Origin of the sequence: Roseateles cavernae (assembly GCF_040187885.1) — a bacterium.
GTDB lineage: Bacteria > Pseudomonadota > Gammaproteobacteria > Burkholderiales > Burkholderiaceae_C > Roseateles_E > Roseateles_E cavernae.
Window position 1 is genome coordinate 1 of the sequence record NZ_JBDPLH010000013.1, and the last position, 18285, is coordinate 18285.

At 64.9% G+C, this 18285-nt stretch carries 18 protein-coding genes and 1 tRNA gene; all 19 read right to left on the minus strand.

Annotated features, from left to right (window positions below; genetic code table 11):
• Positions 1-216 precede the first annotated feature (216 nt).
• The gene (locus ABGI63_RS23195) at positions 217-1728 is read right to left on the minus strand and encodes a tripartite tricarboxylate transporter permease (protein WP_137943964.1); all 1512 of its coding nucleotides are present in this window, start codon (positions 1726-1728) and stop codon (positions 217-219) included.
• A 10-nt stretch (positions 1729-1738) separates the two neighbouring features.
• Positions 1739-2203, minus strand: coding sequence for a tripartite tricarboxylate transporter TctB family protein (locus ABGI63_RS23200; RefSeq protein ID WP_349744936.1), 465 nt, complete (start codon positions 2201-2203; stop codon positions 1739-1741).
• Between the two features lie 164 nt (positions 2204-2367).
• Positions 2368-4158, minus strand: coding sequence for a type IV pilus assembly ATPase TfpB (gene tfpB, locus ABGI63_RS23205; RefSeq protein ID WP_349744937.1), 1791 nt, complete (start codon positions 4156-4158; stop codon positions 2368-2370).
• The gene (locus ABGI63_RS23210; protein ID WP_349744938.1) at positions 4155-4958 is read right to left on the minus strand and encodes a spermine/spermidine synthase domain-containing protein; all 804 of its coding nucleotides are present in this window, start codon (positions 4956-4958) and stop codon (positions 4155-4157) included. The genes tfpB and ABGI63_RS23210 overlap by 4 nt, the downstream gene beginning before the upstream one ends.
• Positions 4955-5461 (minus strand): DNA-deoxyinosine glycosylase, encoded by a 507-nt coding sequence (locus tag ABGI63_RS23215; protein WP_349744940.1) that lies wholly within the window; start codon positions 5459-5461, stop codon positions 4955-4957. The genes ABGI63_RS23210 and ABGI63_RS23215 overlap by 4 nt, the downstream gene beginning before the upstream one ends.
• Positions 5458-6264, minus strand: coding sequence for a TatD family hydrolase (locus ABGI63_RS23220; RefSeq protein ID WP_349744942.1), 807 nt, complete (start codon positions 6262-6264; stop codon positions 5458-5460). Before ABGI63_RS23220 ends, ABGI63_RS23215 begins: the two co-directional genes overlap by 4 nt.
• 6 nt (positions 6265-6270) lie before the next feature.
• A complete protein-coding gene (gene purU, locus ABGI63_RS23225; RefSeq protein ID WP_349744943.1) occupies positions 6271-7131 on the minus strand; it encodes a formyltetrahydrofolate deformylase in 861 nt (286 codons plus the stop codon).
• Positions 7132-7158: 27 nt separating this feature from the next.
• Positions 7159-7833, minus strand: a complete 675-nt coding sequence (locus tag ABGI63_RS23230; RefSeq protein ID WP_349744945.1) for an ABC transporter ATP-binding protein — start codon at positions 7831-7833, stop codon at positions 7159-7161.
• Positions 7826-9082, minus strand: a complete 1257-nt coding sequence (locus ABGI63_RS23235; RefSeq protein WP_349744946.1) for a lipoprotein-releasing ABC transporter permease subunit — start codon at positions 9080-9082, stop codon at positions 7826-7828. The genes ABGI63_RS23230 and ABGI63_RS23235 overlap by 8 nt, the downstream gene beginning before the upstream one ends.
• Before the next feature lie 129 nt (positions 9083-9211).
• Positions 9212-9288, minus strand: a tRNA-Pro gene (locus ABGI63_RS23240).
• Positions 9289-9319: 31 nt separating this feature from the next.
• Positions 9320-9757, minus strand: coding sequence for a MerR family transcriptional regulator (locus tag ABGI63_RS23245; protein WP_349744947.1), 438 nt, complete (start codon positions 9755-9757; stop codon positions 9320-9322).
• A 34-nt stretch (positions 9758-9791) separates the two neighbouring features.
• Positions 9792-10166, minus strand: a complete 375-nt coding sequence (locus ABGI63_RS23250; protein ID WP_137943974.1) for an integration host factor subunit alpha — start codon at positions 10164-10166, stop codon at positions 9792-9794.
• 27 nt (positions 10167-10193) lie between these two features.
• Positions 10194-12608, minus strand: coding sequence for a phenylalanine--tRNA ligase subunit beta (pheT, locus tag ABGI63_RS23255; RefSeq protein ID WP_349744949.1), 2415 nt, complete (start codon positions 12606-12608; stop codon positions 10194-10196).
• 35 nt (positions 12609-12643) lie between these two features.
• Entirely contained in the window at positions 12644-13681 is a 1038-nt protein-coding gene (gene pheS / locus ABGI63_RS23260; protein ID WP_137943976.1) for a phenylalanine--tRNA ligase subunit alpha, read from the minus strand.
• A 118-nt stretch (positions 13682-13799) separates the two neighbouring features.
• Complete coding sequence (gene rplT, locus ABGI63_RS23265) at positions 13800-14156, minus strand: 50S ribosomal protein L20 (protein WP_102766472.1); 357 nt, start codon at positions 14154-14156, stop codon at positions 13800-13802.
• 29 nt (positions 14157-14185) lie between these two features.
• Positions 14186-14389, minus strand: coding sequence for a 50S ribosomal protein L35 (rpmI, locus tag ABGI63_RS23270; protein ID WP_137943977.1), 204 nt, complete (start codon positions 14387-14389; stop codon positions 14186-14188).
• Between the two features lie 120 nt (positions 14390-14509).
• Positions 14510-15055, minus strand: a complete 546-nt coding sequence (gene infC, locus ABGI63_RS23275) for a translation initiation factor IF-3 (protein WP_266004296.1) — start codon at positions 15053-15055, stop codon at positions 14510-14512.
• 66 nt (positions 15056-15121) lie between these two features.
• Positions 15122-17029 carry a threonine--tRNA ligase gene (thrS, locus tag ABGI63_RS23280; RefSeq protein WP_349744950.1) on the minus strand — a complete coding sequence of 636 codons (1908 nt, stop codon included), beginning with the start codon at positions 17027-17029 and terminating at the stop codon, positions 15122-15124.
• Positions 17030-17205: 176 nt separating this feature from the next.
• Positions 17206-18276 carry a patatin-like phospholipase family protein gene (locus ABGI63_RS23285; protein WP_349744951.1) on the minus strand — a complete coding sequence of 357 codons (1071 nt, stop codon included), beginning with the start codon at positions 18274-18276 and terminating at the stop codon, positions 17206-17208.
• Positions 18277-18285: the final 9 nt, after the last annotated feature.

The window sequence follows — 18285 nt, forward strand, 5'->3', positions numbered from 1 at the left end:
GCGAAGCCCTCGACTGTAGCACAGGTTTTTTGAGGCTTGCAAGTAGGGTGTCACAATTTTCTGTTGCGGTGTGCGCCGCAGGTGATGGCCGAGCGCCTGCGGCAGGTCTTCCCCTGGCAGATGCCGGCACGGCGGGGCCATCAAGAAAAAACCCGCAGGCCTTACGGGCTGCGGGCTCCAGATCACGAACGGCCGCATCGCGGCGTCAGCCCATCATCAGTCTTCTTCCTTGAACGCCTCTTCGCGCTTGTTCTTGATCGACGGCAGCATCACCACCACCACCATCAAGGCCGCCGCGATCAGCAGACCGGCGGACAGCGGACGGGTCATGAAGGTCGTCCAGTCACCGCGCGACAGCAGCAGTGCGCGGCGCAGGTTCTCTTCCATCATCGGGCCGAGGATGAAACCCAACAGCAGCGGCGCGGGCTCACAGCTGAGCTTGTAGAACAGATAGCCAATCACCGCGAAGATGGCCGTCATATAGACATCGAAGCTGTTGTTGTTCAGCGTGTAGCTGCCGATGCAGCAGAAGGTCACGATGGCCGGGAACAGGAAACGGTAGGGCACGGTCAGCAGCTTGATCCAAATGCCGATCAGCGGCAGGTTCAGGATCACCAGCATCAGGTTGCCGATCCACATCGACGCGATCAGGCCCCAGAACAGCTCGGGGTTGCTGGTCATCACCTGCGGACCGGGCTGGATGCCCTTGATCGTCATCGCTCCCACCATCAGCGCCATCACCGCATTGGGCGGAATGCCCAGGGTCAGCATCGGGATGAAGGAGGTCTGCGCGCCAGCGTTGTTGGCAGCCTCGGGGCCGGCCACGCCCTGGATCGCACCCTGGCCGAAAGGCACGCTGGGGTTTTTGACGATCTTCTTCTCCAGCGTGTAAGCCGCAAACGAGGACAACAAGGCGCCGCCGCCCGGCAGCACGCCCAGGATAGAACCCAGCGTCGTGCCGCGCAGCACCGAGGGCCAGGCATCGTGGAAGTCCTGCTTGGTCGGCCACAAGCCCTTCACATGCTTGGTAAACACCTCGCGGTGCTCGGCCGGCTTGCCCAGATTGGCGATGATTTCGCCAAAGCCGAACACGCCCATCGCGATCACGACGAAGTTGATGCCGTCGGTCAGCTCGGGGATGTCAAAGGAGTAGCGCGGCGCGCCGGAGATCACATCGGTGTTGATCTGGCCCAGCAGCAGGCCCAGCACAATCATCGCGATGGCCTTCAGCAGCGAACCTGAGGCCAGCACCACGGCACCGATCAGGCCCAGCACCATCAGCGAGAAATACTCGGCCGGGCCGAATTTGAAGGCCAGTTCGGTCAGCGGCGGCGCGAAGGCCGCGATCACGATGGTGCCGACGCAGCCGGCAAAGAATGACCCCAGGCCGGCGGCAGCCAAAGCCGCCCCGGCTCGGCCTTTGCGCGCCATCTGGTAGCCGTCGATCGCGGTCACCACCGAGCTGGATTCGCCGGGCACATTGATCAGGATGGCGGTTGTCGAGCCCCCGTACTGGGCGCCGTAGTAGATGCCGGCCAGCATGATCAGCGCGGGCGTGGCATCCAGCGCGTAGATCGAGGGCAGCAGCATCGCGATGGTGGCCACCGGGCCGAGGCCGGGCAACACGCCGATCAGGGTGCCCAGCAGGGCCCCACCGAAAGCGTAGGCCAGATTCGTCAGCGTCAGTGCGGTACTGAAACCGAGCGCAAGATTGTTCAGCAAGTCCATGCGCTACTCCTCAGCCGCCGAAAATAGTGGGCCAGACCGGCAGAACCAGGCTCAGACCCCACACAAAGATGAACCAGCTGCCCACGGTCAGCACCACCGCGCTGAGCAGGGCGCCGCGCCAGCGGAACTCGTCGCCGGCCATGGCCGAGAACACGATCAGCACAGGCAGCGTGATCGCCACACCCAGGCGCGGCAGCATCACGCCGAACAGCACCACGGACGCTACGATGATCAGCAGCGGCTTCCAGGCCACGCCGCCAATCGGGTCGCCGCCCTCGGACTCGATCGTCAGCGCCTTGAACAGCACCGCGCCGCCCAGGATGGCCAGCAGAATGCCGAGGCCGAAGGGGAAGTAACCAGGGCCGGGACGTGCGGAAGATCCAAAACTGTATTCGGTCGCGCCCCAGGCAAAGCCTATGCCGACGACGAGGAACATCAGTCCGGACCAGAAGTCTTTTTGACTCTTGATCTTCATTGCAGACCTACTCTCAAGCTTGTTAGACCGGCTGCATTCTAGGCAGGGCTATCCAGGCTCTGCTGTGTGGTTTCCACGTAAACACCGGCCGGGCGTCGCACTCGCGACAAGCCTCTCGCGGGTATCTACCGGTAGACCTGCGGCCGAAGCCAGATGCGCAGGGCTCAGGTCTCCCACTGCGGCGTGCTGCGTAGCACCTCTTCGAGCGTCGTCATGCCCTCCGCCACCTTCATCGCACCGGCCAGTCGCAGCGGGCGCAGGCCCTCCTGCATGGCCTGGCGGCGCAGCGCCGAGATGTCCGGGCTGGGGTGCAAGGTCGCCTTGACCGCCTCGCTGACGGTCAGCAGCTCATACAGACCGGCACGGCCGCGATAGCCGGTATTGCGGCAATCGAGGCAGCCCACCGGCTTGTAGGGCTTGACGCCACCGTTCATGCGCCAGGGCTTGAGCATCTCGTTCAAGGTGTCGCGCGTCACCGCCGGATCGGGCACCTTGCAGTGGTCGCACAGGGTGCGCACCAGGCGCTGCGCCAGCACGCCGATCACGGTGGCGCTGATCAGATAGGGCGGCACGCCCAGATCGGTCAGGCGAGTGATCGCCGAAGCCGCATCATTGGTATGCAAGGTCGAGAACACCAGATGGCCGGTCAGCGCCGCCTGGATGGCCATTTCGGCAGTCTCCAGATCGCGGATCTCACCGACCATGATGATGTCGGGATCCTGCCGCATCAGCGCCCGCAGGCCTTCGGCAAAGCCGAGATCCAACGCCGCCTGCACCTGGGTCTGGTTGAAGGCTGGCTCGATCATCTCGATCGGGTCCTCGATCGAGCAGACATTGACCTCGTCGGTGGCCAGGCGCTTGAGCGTCGAGTACAGCGTTGTGGTCTTGCCGCTACCGGTCGGGCCGGTCACCAGGATGATGCCGTGCGGCTGGGCCACCAGCTTGTTCCAGCGCTCGGCATCGTGACCGGAGAAGCCCAGCTGATTGAGTTCCTTGACCGCGTTGTCGGGGTCGAAGATGCGCATCACCATCTTCTCGCCAAAAGCTGTGGGCAGGGTCGACAGGCGCATTTCCACCTCGTCGCCGGCCGGGTTGCGGGTCTTGATGCGGCCGTCCAGCGGGCGGCGGCGCTCCACCACATCCATGCGCCCCAGCAGCTTGATGCGCGAGGTCATCGCGCTCATCACCGAGGGCGGCAGCTGATAGACCGTGTGCAGCACGCCGTCGATGCGGAAACGGATCACGCCCATATCGCGGCGCGGCTCCAGATGGATATCGCTGGCACGCTGGTCAAAGGCGTACTGCCACAGCCAATCGACCACCTGGACCACACCCTGGTCGTTGGCATCGAGCTGCTTGGTGTTCTTGCCCAGCTCCACCAGCTGCTCGAAGCTGGCAATCTGGGTCACCTCGCCGGCCTTGGCCGCATTGCGCACCGAACGGGCCAAGGTAAAGAACTCGGTCGTGAAGCGCGCAATTTCCAGCGGGTTGGCGACCACCAGCTTGATGGACTTGCGGGTGTGCGATTCGATCTGCGCCATCCAGCCGGTATCGAAGGGCTCCGAGGTGGCGATGGTGACTTCGGTCAGCCCGACCGACACCGGCAGGCAGCGCTTGGCCTCGGCATAGCCCACCGACATGATGTCGGAGACCCGGCCCACATCGACCTTCAGCGGATCGATGCGCAGATAAGGCAGCTTGACCCGCGTGGCCAGCCACTCGGTCAGCTGATCCAGGTCCAGCGTCTTGCCATTGGCGCTGCGGGTCAGGCCGGCATGGCCGAGACGCACCAGCGGATGCAGCGAGCTGTCACCGGCCGCGAAACGCGCCTCGGTGCGCTGCACCTGCTCGGCGTCGATCAGCTCATCCTCCAGCATCCAGCGCAGCAGGGTGCGCCATTCGAGGCGGCCCTCGGTCTTGTCCTTGGGCGCGGAAGTCTTGGGCTTGACGCTCATGTCTGGGGCTCGGCACGCAGCTGGTTGATGATGGACAGCGGCAGCGGCCGCACCAGGCGCAGCCATTTGCGCGCAGGCAGCTCATACCGCGACTCGATAGTAGCCGCGCGGCGCTCCAGCTCCTCGCGGTCCGGCACCTGCACGCCACGTGCCGCCACCACCACGGTATTGCCCTCCTTGGTGGGCGCCAGGCTCCAGACCTGGTCGCTGCCGAACACGCTGGCGATGCGGGCGGCGCTGCGGGCAAAGCTGGCATCGCGGCCGAACAGATTGACCGTCATCAGCCCGCCCTCGGCCAGCACCTGGCGGCAGTTGGCATAGAAGAGCTCGTCATCGAGCACCGGCGAGGCCGCGTCGTGGTCGTAGAGATCGACATTCAGCACCGCCGCCGTCTGCCAATGCGCGGCGTCAGCGACCCAGGTCGCCGCGTCCTGGTTCTGCACCGTCAGCCTGGCCTCGTCCTCGGGCAGATGGAACCAGGCGCGGCAAGCCGCGATCACGGTCGGATTGATTTCCACCGCCGTCGTGTGGGGCATGCGCAAGACCTTGTGGCAAAAGCGCGTGATCGCGGCCGCCCCCAGTCCCAGCTGCACCGCCCTGCCCTCGCGCAAGGTCTCGCTGTCACGCCACAGCATCCAGGCCATCATGCGCTGCACATACTCCAGCTCCAGCTGCTGGGGCTTGCGAATGCGCATCGCCCCCTGCACCCAGATCGAGTCCAGGTGCAGAAAGCGCACGCCGTCGTACTCGCTCAGCGTGGCCGGGATCCAATCAGTTTTCTTTGCCTTGTTCTTGCTCATTCATCAAGTAGACCATGGCACGCGAACACCTCCCGCCAGGCGAGCAGCTTGCGCTCGAAAGACCACGAGGCATTGGCCGGGCTGGTCGACGGCAAGCGATAGGCGGGCAGGCCCAGCGCGCCGGTGATCTTGATGCTGCGCGCCGACTCGCCGCCGTTGTGCGCCACCGCCTGCAAGGCCGGCATGCGCGCCACCAGGCCCGCCAGATCATTGGGCTGCGCGGCGCGAATCGCGCTGTCCAGGCTGCCCTCGCGCTCGCAGGCCGCATAGACATCCCAGATCGCCAGTCCGCGCGCCGTCGCTTCCGCGACGCGCTGCGCGTAGGCCAAAGCGCGCAGATCCAGCCCCCACAGCGCCGACAAGATGGGCCAGAAGTGGTTGCGCGGATGGCCGTAGTACTGCTGGGCCTGCAGCGACGCGACACCGGGGAAACTACCCAACACCAGCAGCCGTGCCCGCGGCGACCAGACCGGGGCCAGGCCCTGCAGCAGCGCCTCGTTCACGGCAGCCGCGGCAAGGCCGCGCGCACATTGGCGCTGGTGATGGCGGCGGTCTGCTCCAGCGTCCAGCCGCGCAGCGCCGCCAGGCTCTCGGCAATGCGGGGCAACTCGGCCGGCTCGTTGCGCGCGCTGGCAAGCCCGGCGGCGCGCTCCTCGGCCGTCCTGTAGAGCCAGTGCGGCGGGATATCGGGCGCATCCGTCTCGAGCACCAGGGCCGACTCGGGCAGCTGAGCCGCCAGGCGACGGATCTGCAGCGAGCGATCAAAGGTCAGCGTACCGCCGAAACCCAGCCTGAAGCCCAGCTCGACAAAGCTCTGCGCCTGCTGCGCGCTGCCGTTGAACGCATGGGCGATGCCCCCCGGCACCGCGATGCGGCGCAGGCCGCGCAGCAGCTGATCGGCGCTCTTGCGCACATGCAGGATCACCGGCAGCGCGAAGCGCCTGGCCAGTTTCAGCTGCTCGGTATAGAAGAAGTCCTGCCGCGCCACGTCGAGACCCGGCACAAAGAAGTCCAGGCCGATCTCGCCGATCGCCACCAGGCGTGGATCATCGCGATGCTGCTCCAGCAAGGCCTCCAGCAGGGCCAGGTCTTGCTCCTGGGCGCGCATCACATACAGCGGATGGATGCCCAGCGCATAGGCATAGCCATGCGCATGGGCCAGTTCGCGCGCCGCCTCGAAATCGAAGGCCCCCACCGCCGGGATCACGATCTGATCGACGCCGGCCGCCCGGGCTCGCGCCACCACCGCCTCGCGGTCCGCGTCGAACTCCGGCGCGTCCAGGTGGCAGTGGCTGTCTATCCACATCGCCGGCTAGCGGAAGACGACGGTCCGGTTGCCGTTCATCAGCACCCGGTGTTCGGCGTGCCACTGGATCGCGCGCGCCAGGGTCACGCACTCGACGTCGCGGCCCATCGCCACCAGCTGCTCGGGCGGCAGGCTGTGGTCGATGCGGGCCACCTCCTGCTCGATGATCGGGCCCTCGTCCAGGTCCGAGGTCACATAGTGCGCGGTGGCACCGATCAGCTTGACGCCGCGCTCATAGGCCTGGTGATAGGGCTTGGCACCCTTGAAGCTGGGCAGAAAGCTGTGGTGGATATTGATCGCCCGGCCGCTGAGGTACTGGCACAACTCGGGGCTGAGGATCTGCATATAGCGGGCCAGCACGACCAGATCGATCTGGTTGTCCTCGACGACCTCACGGATCTTGCGTTCCTGGGCCGCCTTCTGCTCCTCGCTGGCGTTCAGCAGCGGGAAATGATGGAAGGGAATATTGTGCGAAGCGGCCAGCTGGTAGAAGTCGCGATGGTTCGAGACGATGGCCGGGATCTCGATCGGCAGATGGCCGGTCTGGACACGGAACAGCAGGTCGTTCAGGCAATGGCCCAGCTTAGAGACCAGCAGCAGCACCCGGGTCTTGGCCGCGCGCGCCACCAGCTCCCAGTCCATCTGCAGGCGCTGCGCCAGCGGCTCGAAAGCCGCGCGCATCGCCCCCACCTCGCCGGGCGCTTCGAACTCGATGCGCATGAAGAAGCGGCGGTGATCGGCATCGCCATGCTGGGCCGAGGTCAGGATGTTGCCGCCCTGCTCCAGCAGATAGCCGGTCACGGCATGGACGATGCCGGACTGATCGGGGCAGCTGAGTTTGAGGATGAAGCGCGAGGTCGTGGTCATATGGCAGTCTTTACGGGGCCCGAGATCCTACTGCAGCTCGCCGCCGACCAGACTCAGCCGGGCTTCGCACTGCGCGGCCAGACCCTGGTCATGGGTCACCAGCACAAAGGCCGTGCCCTGCTCGCGGGCCGTCTGAAGCATCAGTTCAAACACCGCCTGGGCCGTGCCGCGGTCCAGATTGCCGGTCGGCTCATCGGCCAGCACACAGGCCGGCTTGGTCACCAAGGCCCGGGCGATCGCGACACGCTGGCGCTCGCCGCCCGAGAGCTCGCCGGGCCGGTGCTTGACCCGTGCACCCAGCCCCACCTTGGCCAGCATCTCGGCCGCCGTCGCGCGCGCGGCCTCGACCGGCATGCGCCGTATCCGCAGGGGCATGGCCACATTGTCCAGCGCACTGAACTCGGGCAGCAGATGATGGAACTGATAGACGAAACCCAGATGCTGGTTGCGCCACTGGCCCTTGGCGGGTTCGCCCAGCCGTGCCAGGTCTTGCCCCATCAGCGTGACCGTGCCGCTGCTCGGCTTGTCCAGCCCACCCAGCAGATGCAACAAGGTCGACTTGCCCGAACCCGAGGCGCCGACAACGGCCAGGGTCTGGCCGCGTTTGACCAGGATGTCCACCCCGGACAGCACTTTCACATCCAGCCCGCCCTCGCGGAAACGCCGCTCCAGGCCCTGGCCTTTCAGAACAACATCACTCATAGCGCAGCGCCTCGGCCGGTTGCACGCGGCTGGCGCGCCAGCTCGGATAGAGGGTGGCCAGGAAGGCCAGGATCAGCGAAGTGATCGCGATCGGGATGATGTCGGCGCTCTGCGGCTCACTGGGCATGCGGCTGATCAGGTAAATGCTGCCGGGCAGGAAGCTGACATTGAGCAGCCGCTCGATGGCCGGCACGATCACATCGATATTGAAGGCCACCAGCAGACCCAGGCCCACGCCCGAGATCGTGCCGATCACGCCCGAGGCCGCGCCCTGCACCATGAAGATGCCCATGATGGAGCGCGGGCTGGCGCCCAGCGTGCGCAGGATGGCGATATCGGCCTGCTTGTCGGTCACCGTCATCACCAGGGTCGAGACCAGATTGAAGGCCGCGACCGCGACGATCAGGGTCAGGATGATGCTCATCAAGCGCTTCTCGACCTGGACCGCATCGAACCAGTTGGCATTGGCACGGGTCCAGTCGCGCACGCGCAGTTCGGGCCCCAGGCTTTGCGCCAGTTGATCGCCGACCTGGCGGGCCTGGTGCACATCGGCCAGCTTCAGCTGCACGCCGGTGGGGCCGCCGACGCGGAACAGCCGGGCCGCATCGTCCACATGGATCAGGGCCAGGCCGCTGTCGTACTCGTAGTGGCCCGCATTGAAGGTGCCGACCAGGGTGAAGGTCTTGAGTCGCGGCACGACGCCGGCCGGCGTGACCTGACCGCTGGGCGCGACCAGCGTGATCTTGTCGCCCTCACGCACACCGAGCGAGCGCGCCAGCTCCCCTCCGAGCACAATGCCCCAGTCGCCGGCCTTGAGCCGCGACAGCGGGCCGTCCTTGAGCTGGGCCGCCAGCGGCGTGACCGTCGCCTCCAGCTCGGGATCGATGCCTCGGACGATGGCGCCGCGCATATCCTCGCCGCGCGCGATCAGCACCTGGGCCGCGACAAAGGGGGCGGCACCGACCACGGCCGGGTTCTCGCGCGCCTTCGCGGCGGTGGTCTGCCAGTCGGCCAGGGCCTCGCCGGAATAGGACATCAGCTCCACATGCGCGATCACCGACAGCATGCGGTCGCGCACCTCCTTCTGGAAGCCGTTCATCACCGACAAGACAATGATCAGCGCCGCCACTCCCAGTGCAATACCCAGCATCGAGACGCCGGAGATGAAGGAGATGAAGCGGTTGCGCCGCCCGCCACGGCCGGCGCGGGTGTAGCGCCAGCCAATCTGCAACTCATAAGGCCAATTCATGGGCGGGCATGCTAACCGACACCAGCCCACGATTTGGCCGGGGCTGCCGTCTAGTAATAAGAAGGCGATGGCACAAGGAAAAATGGACCGGATGCTTTCACATCCGGTCCATCGATCTCTTCTTTTTGTTGGTCGGGACGGTGGGATTCGAACTCACGACCCCTTGCACCCCATGCAAGTGCGCTACCAGGCTGCGCTACGCCCCGACTGAGCCTCAGATTATAGGCGGATTTAAAACTAGAACGCAAGCAATGTCTCGCGAATCGACAGCAATTCTTGACGCACCTGTTCGAGCGAGAGTTTTTCGTCGCCGCTCAGGTCGAAGGACGGCAGCGTATCGAGCTCGAGCTCCTCGGCATCCAGGCGCTCGGCCTCGGCAGCTTCCTCCCGGAAGGCCTGCAGCGCGTCAAGGCGCAGACCCGGCGCGTCGGCGAGTTGGTTGCGGGCACCCGAGATCGTGAAGCCCTGGTCATAGAGCAGGTCACGGATGCGGCGAATCAGCAGCACCTCATGGTGCTGGTAGTAGCGGCGGTTGCCGCGCCGCTTCATGGGCTTGAGTTGCGTGAACTCCTGCTCCCAATAACGCAGCACATAGGGCTTCACGCCACACAAATCGCTGACCTCACCGATGGTGAAATAGCGTTTGGCAGGTATCGAAGGAAGCACTTTTTCCATTCAAATCAAGGGCTTCAGGTCGGGAGGTCAGACTCTACTCGAAGTCGTCCTCGCCGGGTGTATCACCTTGCACCAGTCCCTTGAGTTTGTGACTGGCGTGGAAGGTCACGACATTGCGGGCCTTGATCGGGATCGCCTCGCCGGTGCGCGGATTGCGCCCGGGGCGCGAGGCCTTGCGCCGGATATTGAAGTTGCCGAAGCCCGACAGCTTGACGTCCCGCCCCTGCACCAGCTGACCATGGATGATGTCGAAGAAGGCCTCGACCATGTCCTTGGACTCGCGCTTGTTCAGGCCCAGCTTGTCGAACAGCAGTTCGGCCAGCTCGGCCTTGGTCAAGGTCGGCGTTTCCAGGCTGGGCAGCAGCACGCGCGCCGGCCCGGTCTCGTTCTTGTTGTCGTCGTCGCTCATCAAAACCCTCCCCGCCTTCTTGTTCGCTTAGCCGCGCAAACGCGCGCCCAGATGCTGAGCCAGCGCCGCGAGCACGGCAGCCACCGCCTGCTCGATGCGCTCGTCGGTCAGGGTGGCCTCGTCGTCCAGCAACTCCAGACGGACGGCCATGCTGCGCTCACCCTCCTTCAGATCACCACCGGCCTGGGTCGGCTTGAAGACGTCGAACAGCCGCGCCGAGCGTATCAATCCGTCATGGGCACCTGCAATCGTCGTCATCAGGGCTTCATGCGTGACGCTCTCGCCGACCACGACCGCGATATCGCGCTGCACCGACTGTTGACGCGGCACACCCTGGCCTTGCGGCAGGCGGCGCGCCAGCACGGCATCGAGCGCCAGCTCGAACACGATGGGCGCGCTGGGCAGCTCATAGCCCTGGCGCCATTTCGGATGCAGCTCGCCGATCACGCCGATGTCTTCGCCATCCAGTTCGACACGCGCGCTGCGGCCCGGATGCAGCGCGGGATGCTCGGCCGCGACAAAGCGCAGCTGGCGGGGCGCGAACAAGGCCTCCAGATCGCCCTTCACATCGAAGAAATCGATGCCCCGGTCGCGCTGACTCCATTGCGGCTGGTCGGCCGGGCCGAAGGCAAGACCTGCCACCCGCATCGGCTGGCGAACGCCGGCGATCGTCGTGTCGCTCTCGACAATGGCGGCGTCGCGCAGGAACACCCGCCCGATCTCGAACAGGCGCACCCTCGGCGCCTTGCGCGTCAGGTTGTAGCGCAGCGCATTGACCAGGCTGCCGATCAGGCTGGAGCGCATCACGGCCAGCGGCGCGGCGATCGGGTTCAGCAGCTGGATCGGCGTGTCGTTGCCCGCCAGTTCCTGCTCCCAGCGCGCCTCGACAAAGCTGAAGTTGATCGTCTCGTAGTAGTCGCGGCCGGCCAAGGCATGGCGCAGCGCATGAACGGCCCGGCGCGACTCCGAGCCCACCTTGCCGACCACCGGCGCCAGCGGCGGCGTGTCGGGCAGATTCGGATAGCCCAGCACGCGTATCACTTCCTCGATCAGATCTTCCTCGATCTGGATGTCGAAGCGGAAGCTCGGCGGCGTCACGGTCAGCGTGCCCTCGCCTTCCACGAACTCGAGGCCCAGGCGCCTGAACACGCCGGCGCATTGCGCCTGCGTGAGCGGCATGCCGATCACCTTGGCGGCGCGCGCCACGCGCAGCGTCACCGGCTTGCGCTCAGGCAGCGCGGTGATCTGGTCGTCCATCGCCGCAGCCTCGCCACCGCAGATCTCGATGATCAGCTGCGTGATGCGCTCGATGTGCTCGACGGTCTGCGCCGGGTCCACACCGCGCTCAAAGCGGTGGCCGGCATCGGTCGAGAAGTTGTAGCGGCGCGAACGCCCCATCACCGCCTTGGGCCACCAGAAGGCGGCCTCGACATAGACGTTCTTCGTGTCATCGGAGACGGCCGTGTGGTCACCACCCATGATGCCGGCCAGCGATTCGACCGCCTTGTTGTCGACGATCACGCCGACGCTCTCGTCGACCTCGATGGTGTTGCCGTTCAGCAGCTTGAGCTGCTCGCCCTGGCGCCCCCAGCGCACGACCAGTTCGCCATCGATCTTGTCGAGGTCGAAGATGTGGCTGGGGCGACCCAGCTCGAACATCACATAGTTCGAGATATCGACCAGCGGCGAGACCGAGCGCTGGCCACAACGGGCCAGGCGGTCCACCATCCATGCGGGCGTTTGCGCCTGGGTGTTGACGCCACGCACGATGCGGCCCGAGAAACGCCCGCACAGATCGGAAGCCTCGATGCGCACCGGCAGCTTATCCTGGTGCTTGACCTCGGCGGGCGTGAACGCCGGCGCCTGCAGCGGCGCGCCGGTCAGTGCCGACACTTCGCGGGCAATGCCGTAGACGCTCAGCGCGTGAGCCAGATTCGGCGTCAGCTTCAGGGTGATGAGCGTGTCGTCGAGCTTCAGATGCTCACGGATGTTCTGGCCGATGGGCGCATCGGCGGCCAGCTCCAGCAGGCCGCCATGGTCCTCGCTGAGCTTGAGCTCGCGACCCGAACAAAGCATGCCGAAGCTCTCGACACCGCGCAGCTTGCCAACCTTGATGCCGAAGGGCTTGCCATCTTCGCCTGGGGGCAGTTCGGCGCCGACCATGGCCAGCGGCACCTTGATGCCGGCCCGCGCATTCGGGGCACCGCAGACGATCTGCAGCGGCCCCGGGCCGCCGGCATTGACCGTGCAGACGCGCAGCTTGTCGGCATTCGGGTGCTGCTCGGCCGTCAGGATCTCGGCAACGACGATGCCGTGAAAAGGCGGCGCCACCGGGCGCAGCTCTTCGACCTCGAGGCCGCTCATCGTCAGTAGCTCGGCCAGTTCTTGGGTGTTCAGCGCGGGGTTGCAGAATGACCGCAGCCAGGATTCAGGGAATTGCATGATGTTTGATCTCGTCTTGGATGGCGGGCGGCTGCTTACTTGAACTGCGACAGGAAGCGCAGATCGCCATCAAAGAACAGGCGCAGATCGTTGACGCCATAACGCAGCATCGCCAGACGGTCGATGCCCGAGCCGAAGGCAAAGCCGATGTAGCGCTCCGGGTCCAGGCCCATATTGCGTATCACCTGCGGATGCACCTGACCGGAGCCCGACACCTCCAGCCAGCGGCCCTTCAGCGGACCGGTGCCGAACATCATGTCGATCTCGGCGCTGGGCTCGGTGAAGGGGAAGTAGCTGGGGCGGAAACGGATCTGCATGTCCGTCGTCTCGAAGAACTGCTGCAGAAAGTTCACATAGACCGACTTCAGGTCCTTGAACGAGATGTTCTCGCCAACCCACAGACCCTCGACCTGGTGGAACATCGGCGAGTGAGTCGCATCGCTGTCGACGCGGTAGGTGCGGCCGGGCGCGATCACGCGGATTTCCGGCATGGGCTGACCCGCGGCTATCAAGGCCTGGTGGCGCTTGACATGCTGCACGGCATAGCGGATCTGCATCGGGCTGGTGTGGGTGCGCAAGACATGACCCCCTTCGACATAGAAGGTGTCATGCATCGAGCGGGCCGGGTGATCGGCCGGCGTGTTCAACGCGGTGAAGTTGAACCAGTCGTTCTCGATCTCGGGGCCGTCGGCCACATCGAAACCCATCGATCCGAAGATCGCCTCGATGCGTTCCATCGCCCGCGTGATCGGGTGCAGGCCGCCGGTGCCGCGCTGGCGGCCGGGCAGGCTGACATCCAGGGCCTCGGCCTTCAGCTGGATCTCGAGCTCGGCGTCGGCGAGGGCCTGGCGGCGCTCGCTCAACGCGGCCTCGATGCCGACCTTGAGGACGTTGATCTCGGCCCCGCGGGTTTTCTTCTCGTCGATGGTCAGTGCGGCCAGGCCCTTCATCAGCTCGGTCACGCGACCGGACTTGCCCAGAAATCGGGCCTTGGCGTTTTCCAAGTCGGCGGGCGTGGCTGCGGCGGCAAAGTCTGCCTGCGCGCTCTGTAGCAGTTGATCGAGATCGTTCATCGCGGGGCGAGTTCGTATCAGAAATGAAAAAGGGCCGAACACCTGGGTGTCGGCCCCTAAAGGTCGCGCCCCGGCTTGCACCAGGGCCACCACGGCCGCATTGCTGCGGCCCTGGCAATTAAGCGAGAGCGGCCTTCACCTTGGCGAAGATCGAAGCGAAACCGGCCGGATCGTTCACGGCCAGGTCGGCCAGAACCTTGCGGTCGATGTCGATCTGGGCCTTCTTCAGGCCGGCCACGAACTTGCTGTAGGTCAGACCCAGGCCACGGCTTGCTGCGTTGATACGAGCAATCCACAGCGCACGGAACACACGCTTCTTGGCGCGACGGTCACGGTAGGCGTATTGACCTGCCTTCATCACCGCCTGCTTGGCGATGCGGAAGACATTCTTACGGCGACCACGGAAGCCCTTGGCCAGAGCCAGGACCTTCTTGTGACGGGCACGAGCGGTAACACCACGTTTAACGCGAGGCATATTAAATCTCCTTTAGTTAAATGGTGGAATTACAGGCCAGCAAAGGGCAGCATCTGAGCGATGTGACCCATGTTGGTTTCGTGCACGGTCGTCGTGCCACGCAGGTGGCGCTTGTTCTTCGTGGTCTTCTTGGTCAGGATGTGGCGCTTGAACGCTTGACCGCGCTTGACGGTGCCACCCGGACGAACGCGAAAACGCTTTTTCGCGCTGCTCTTGGTCTTCATTTTGGGCATGTTATTGCTCCTTCTAAGATGTCCCAGGGGCGTCAGCGATTCCTCGCTGCACTTGTTCAGCCTCTGGAGACTAATAAGCCCGCCGACGACCAGATCGGCGGGCTGAAACTGCAAAGCGCTTTAGCGCTTTTTCGGTGCAAGCACCATGATCATCTGCCGGCCTTCCAGCTTGGGCATGTTCTCCACCACGGCCACATCCGACAGCTCGTCGCGAATACGCTCCAGCAGCCGCATGCCGATGTCCTGATGCGTGATCTCGCGACCACGGTAGCGCAGGGTCACCTTGCCTTTGTCACCGTCTTCGGCGATGAAGCGACGCAGATTGCGCATCTTGATCTGGTAGTCGCCTTCGTCCGTACCCGGGCGGAACTTGACTTCCTTGATCTCGATGACCTTTTGCTTGGACTTCGCCTCGGCCGCCCGCTTCTGCTCGATGTACTTGAACTTGCCGTAGTCCATCAGGCGGCACACCGGAGGTGTCGCCGTCGCGGAAATTTCGACCAGATCCACATCCAGCTCGCCCGCCATGCGCAGGGCTTCCATGATGCTCACGATACCCAGGGGCTCGTTCTCGGGGCCGTTCAGGCGGACTTCGGGAGCCAGGATTTCACGGTTCAGCCGATGCTTACGCTCGGGAATCGCACGACGATCAGCAAAAGTAGCGATGGTGCATACCTTTCAACAGGCCTCCAAGGCATAGAGGCCCAAACACAAGCAAAAGCGCGCCCAGAGCTAGACCTTCTGCGTGATATCACCCGAGAGCTTCTCCAGGAAGCTCTCCAGGGGCATCACACCCAGGTCTTGGTTGCCACGGGCGCGCACCGCAACGGCTCCATTTGCCTTTTCCTTGTCGCCAACGACGAGGATGAACGGAACCTTCTGCAAAGAATGCTCGCGGATTTTATACGTGATTTTCTCGTTTCGCAAATCCGCCTTGACCCTAACTCCTTGTTTTTGCAGTGATTTCACGATTTCGGCGACGTAGTCAGCCTGCGCATCGGTGATATTGGCCACCACCACCTGCTCCGGCGCCAGCCAGGCCGGCAGGGCGCCGGCATGCTGCTCGATCAGGATGCCGATGAAGCGCTCCAGGCTGCCGACGATGGCCCGATGCAGCATCACGGGCTCGCGGCGCTCGCCATGCTCGTCCACGTATTCAGCACCCAGACGGCCCGGCATCGAGAAGTCGACCTGCATCGTGCCGCACTGCCACTGGCGGCCCAGCGCATCCTTCAGCGTGTACTCGATCTTCGGACCGTAGAAGGCGCCGTCGCCCGGCGCAATGACGAACTCGACGCCGGAGGCGCGCAGCGACTCCATCAGCGCGAACTCGGCCTTGTCCCACACCTCGTCCGAGCCGATGCGGGCCTCGGGCCGCGTCGCCACCTTGTAGATGATGTCGGTGAAGCCGAAGTCCTGGTAGACCTTCTGCAAGAGCACCGTGTAGTTGACGCACTCCTGCAGGATCTGGTCCTCGGTGCAGAAGATGTGGCCGTCGTCCTGCGTGAAGCCGCGCACGCGCATGATGCCGTGCAGGCCGCCGGTGGGTTCGTTGCGGTGGCACTGGCCGAACTCGCCGAAGCGCAGCGGCAGGTCGCGGTAACTCTTGATGCCGTGCTTGAAGATCAGGATGTGGCCGGGACAGTTCATCGGCTTGAGCGCGTAATCGCGCTTCTCCGACTCGGTCGTGAACATATTGTCGCGGTACTTGTCCCAGTGGCCCGTGGCCTCCCACAGCGTCTTGTCCAGCAGCTGCGGGCCCTTGACCTCCTGGTAGCCGTTGTCGCGGTAGACGCGGCGCATGTACTGTTCGACTTCTTGCCAGACCGTCCAGCCCTTGGGGTGCCAGAACACCACGCCCGGGGCATGCTCGTCGATATGGAACAGGTCGAGCTCCTTGCCGAGCTTGCGGTGGTCGCGCTTCTCGGCCTCCTCCAGCATCAGCAGGTACTTCTGCAGATCGTCCTTGCTGGCCCAGGCCGTGCCGTAGATGCGCTGCAGCATCTCGTTGCGATGATCACCGCGCCAGTAGGCGCCGGCCACCTTCATCAGCTTGAAGTGCTTGAGCTTGCCGGTCGACGGCACATGCGGGCCGCGGCACAGGTCCTCGAAGGCACCCTCGCGGTACAGCGAGACATCCTCGCCGGCCGGGATGCTGGAGATGATCTCGGCCTTGTAGTCCTCACCGATGCCCTTGAAATAGGCCACGGCCTCGTCACGCGGCAGCACGCGGCGCTGGACCTTCTCGTCCTTCTTGGCCAGCTCGCTCATCTTGGCCTCGATGGCGACCAGATCCTCGGGCGTGAACGGGCGCTTGTAGGAGAAGTCGTAGAAGAAACCGTTCTCGATCACCGGGCCTATCGTGACCTGGGCCTCGGGGAACAACTCCTTGACCGCATAGGCCAGCAGGTGGGCGGTCGAGTGGCGGATCACCTCCAGGCCGTCGGCATCCTTGTCGGTGATGATGGCCAGCTGGGCATCGGCTTCGATCAGGAAGCTGGTGTCGACCACCTTGCCATCGACCTTGCCGGCCAGCGCCGCCTTGGCCAGACCGGCGCCGATCGAGGCCGCCACGTCGAAGACGGTGAGGGCTTGCGGGAACTCACGCTTAGAGCCGTCGGGAAGTTGAATCGAGATCATTGGAATACTCCGAATGCAAAACAAAAAAGCGCGGCCTGCTGCCGCGCTTTTGAGGGAGAGATGGAAAGACGAGACGAGCCGCGGCCGACTATTTACCTTGAGAGGTGGTCGTAGTTCGCGGTGTCATAACCATGATGCCTTTCTCGCCCTTGTTGTCTGAGGATGGCCGATTGTAATCAAAGCGGCAGCGCCAGGATCTCGGGCTGTGCACAGGCCGCGGCAAATTCGTCGCGCAGACGTTGGCTCTCGGCCACGGCCTGACGCCAGACCTTGGCGCGGCCGGCAACGTCGTCGCCGTAGTGCTTGAAGTCATCGCGGTCCGGCAGCTTGGCCCGCGGCAGGCCGGCCACCCAGGCCGGGCTCGGCGCCAGCAGCACGACATTGTCGAGAAAGGCGCTGGCGCCATGGCGGCGCTTGAGCCCCTTGTCCAGCCAGCCCGGCACCACCTGCCGCTGGAAATGCGGATACAGCACCAGGCCATCGCCGACCATGGCCGCATAGTTCAGATGCAGGTGGTAGTCGGTGATGCCGCCGTCCCAGTACGCGCCGGGCGGCCCGCCGGAAATGTCCTGCACCGCCTGCAGCCAGAACGGGATCGAGCAGCTGGCGAGGATGGCCTGCAGCAGATTGCGCTCGCCGAGCAGAGCCTGATGGCTGCGGAAATCATGCAGCGGCATCGGCAGCGGCGCACGCGGGTCGGAGAACACCACCCGGTCCAGCCAGCCGCCCATTGCGCGGCGCGCCAGCAAGTTCGCGGCAAAGGCGCCGGCATAGCCCAGCGGCGTGCGCAGCCGGCCCTCGCGGCCCAGGATGTGGCGGCCGCGCGAGGTGAACACATGCAGGCGGTAGCGCGGGTGGCTCAAGACCAGGCCCTCACGACCGCCGAAGCAGTCGTTCAAGGTCGCGGCAAAACCGCGGCTGACGCTGGCAGCACTCGGTCGCCGGCCCGGCAGGCTGTCGTAGCGCTGCTGCACATAGGCCTCGGTCAGGCGCTCGAACTCGGTCTGCGGCTCACCGAGGCAGGCCGTGGCCATGCGCCAGGCGCCGATCGAGGCGCCCAGCAGGTGCACCGGCTGAGCACTCTGGCCCAACCAGGGCCCGAAGATGTGCTGGTCCAGCGGCCCGAGTATCAGGCCCTTGGGGCCGCCGGCGGCGGCCGGGACCACCTGCACATCTGCCGGCCGCAGGCCCCGCTCGCGCAGGCGCTGGCGGGCACGCGGGCCGGCGAAGATCTGCAGCGCCTGCATCGCACCTGT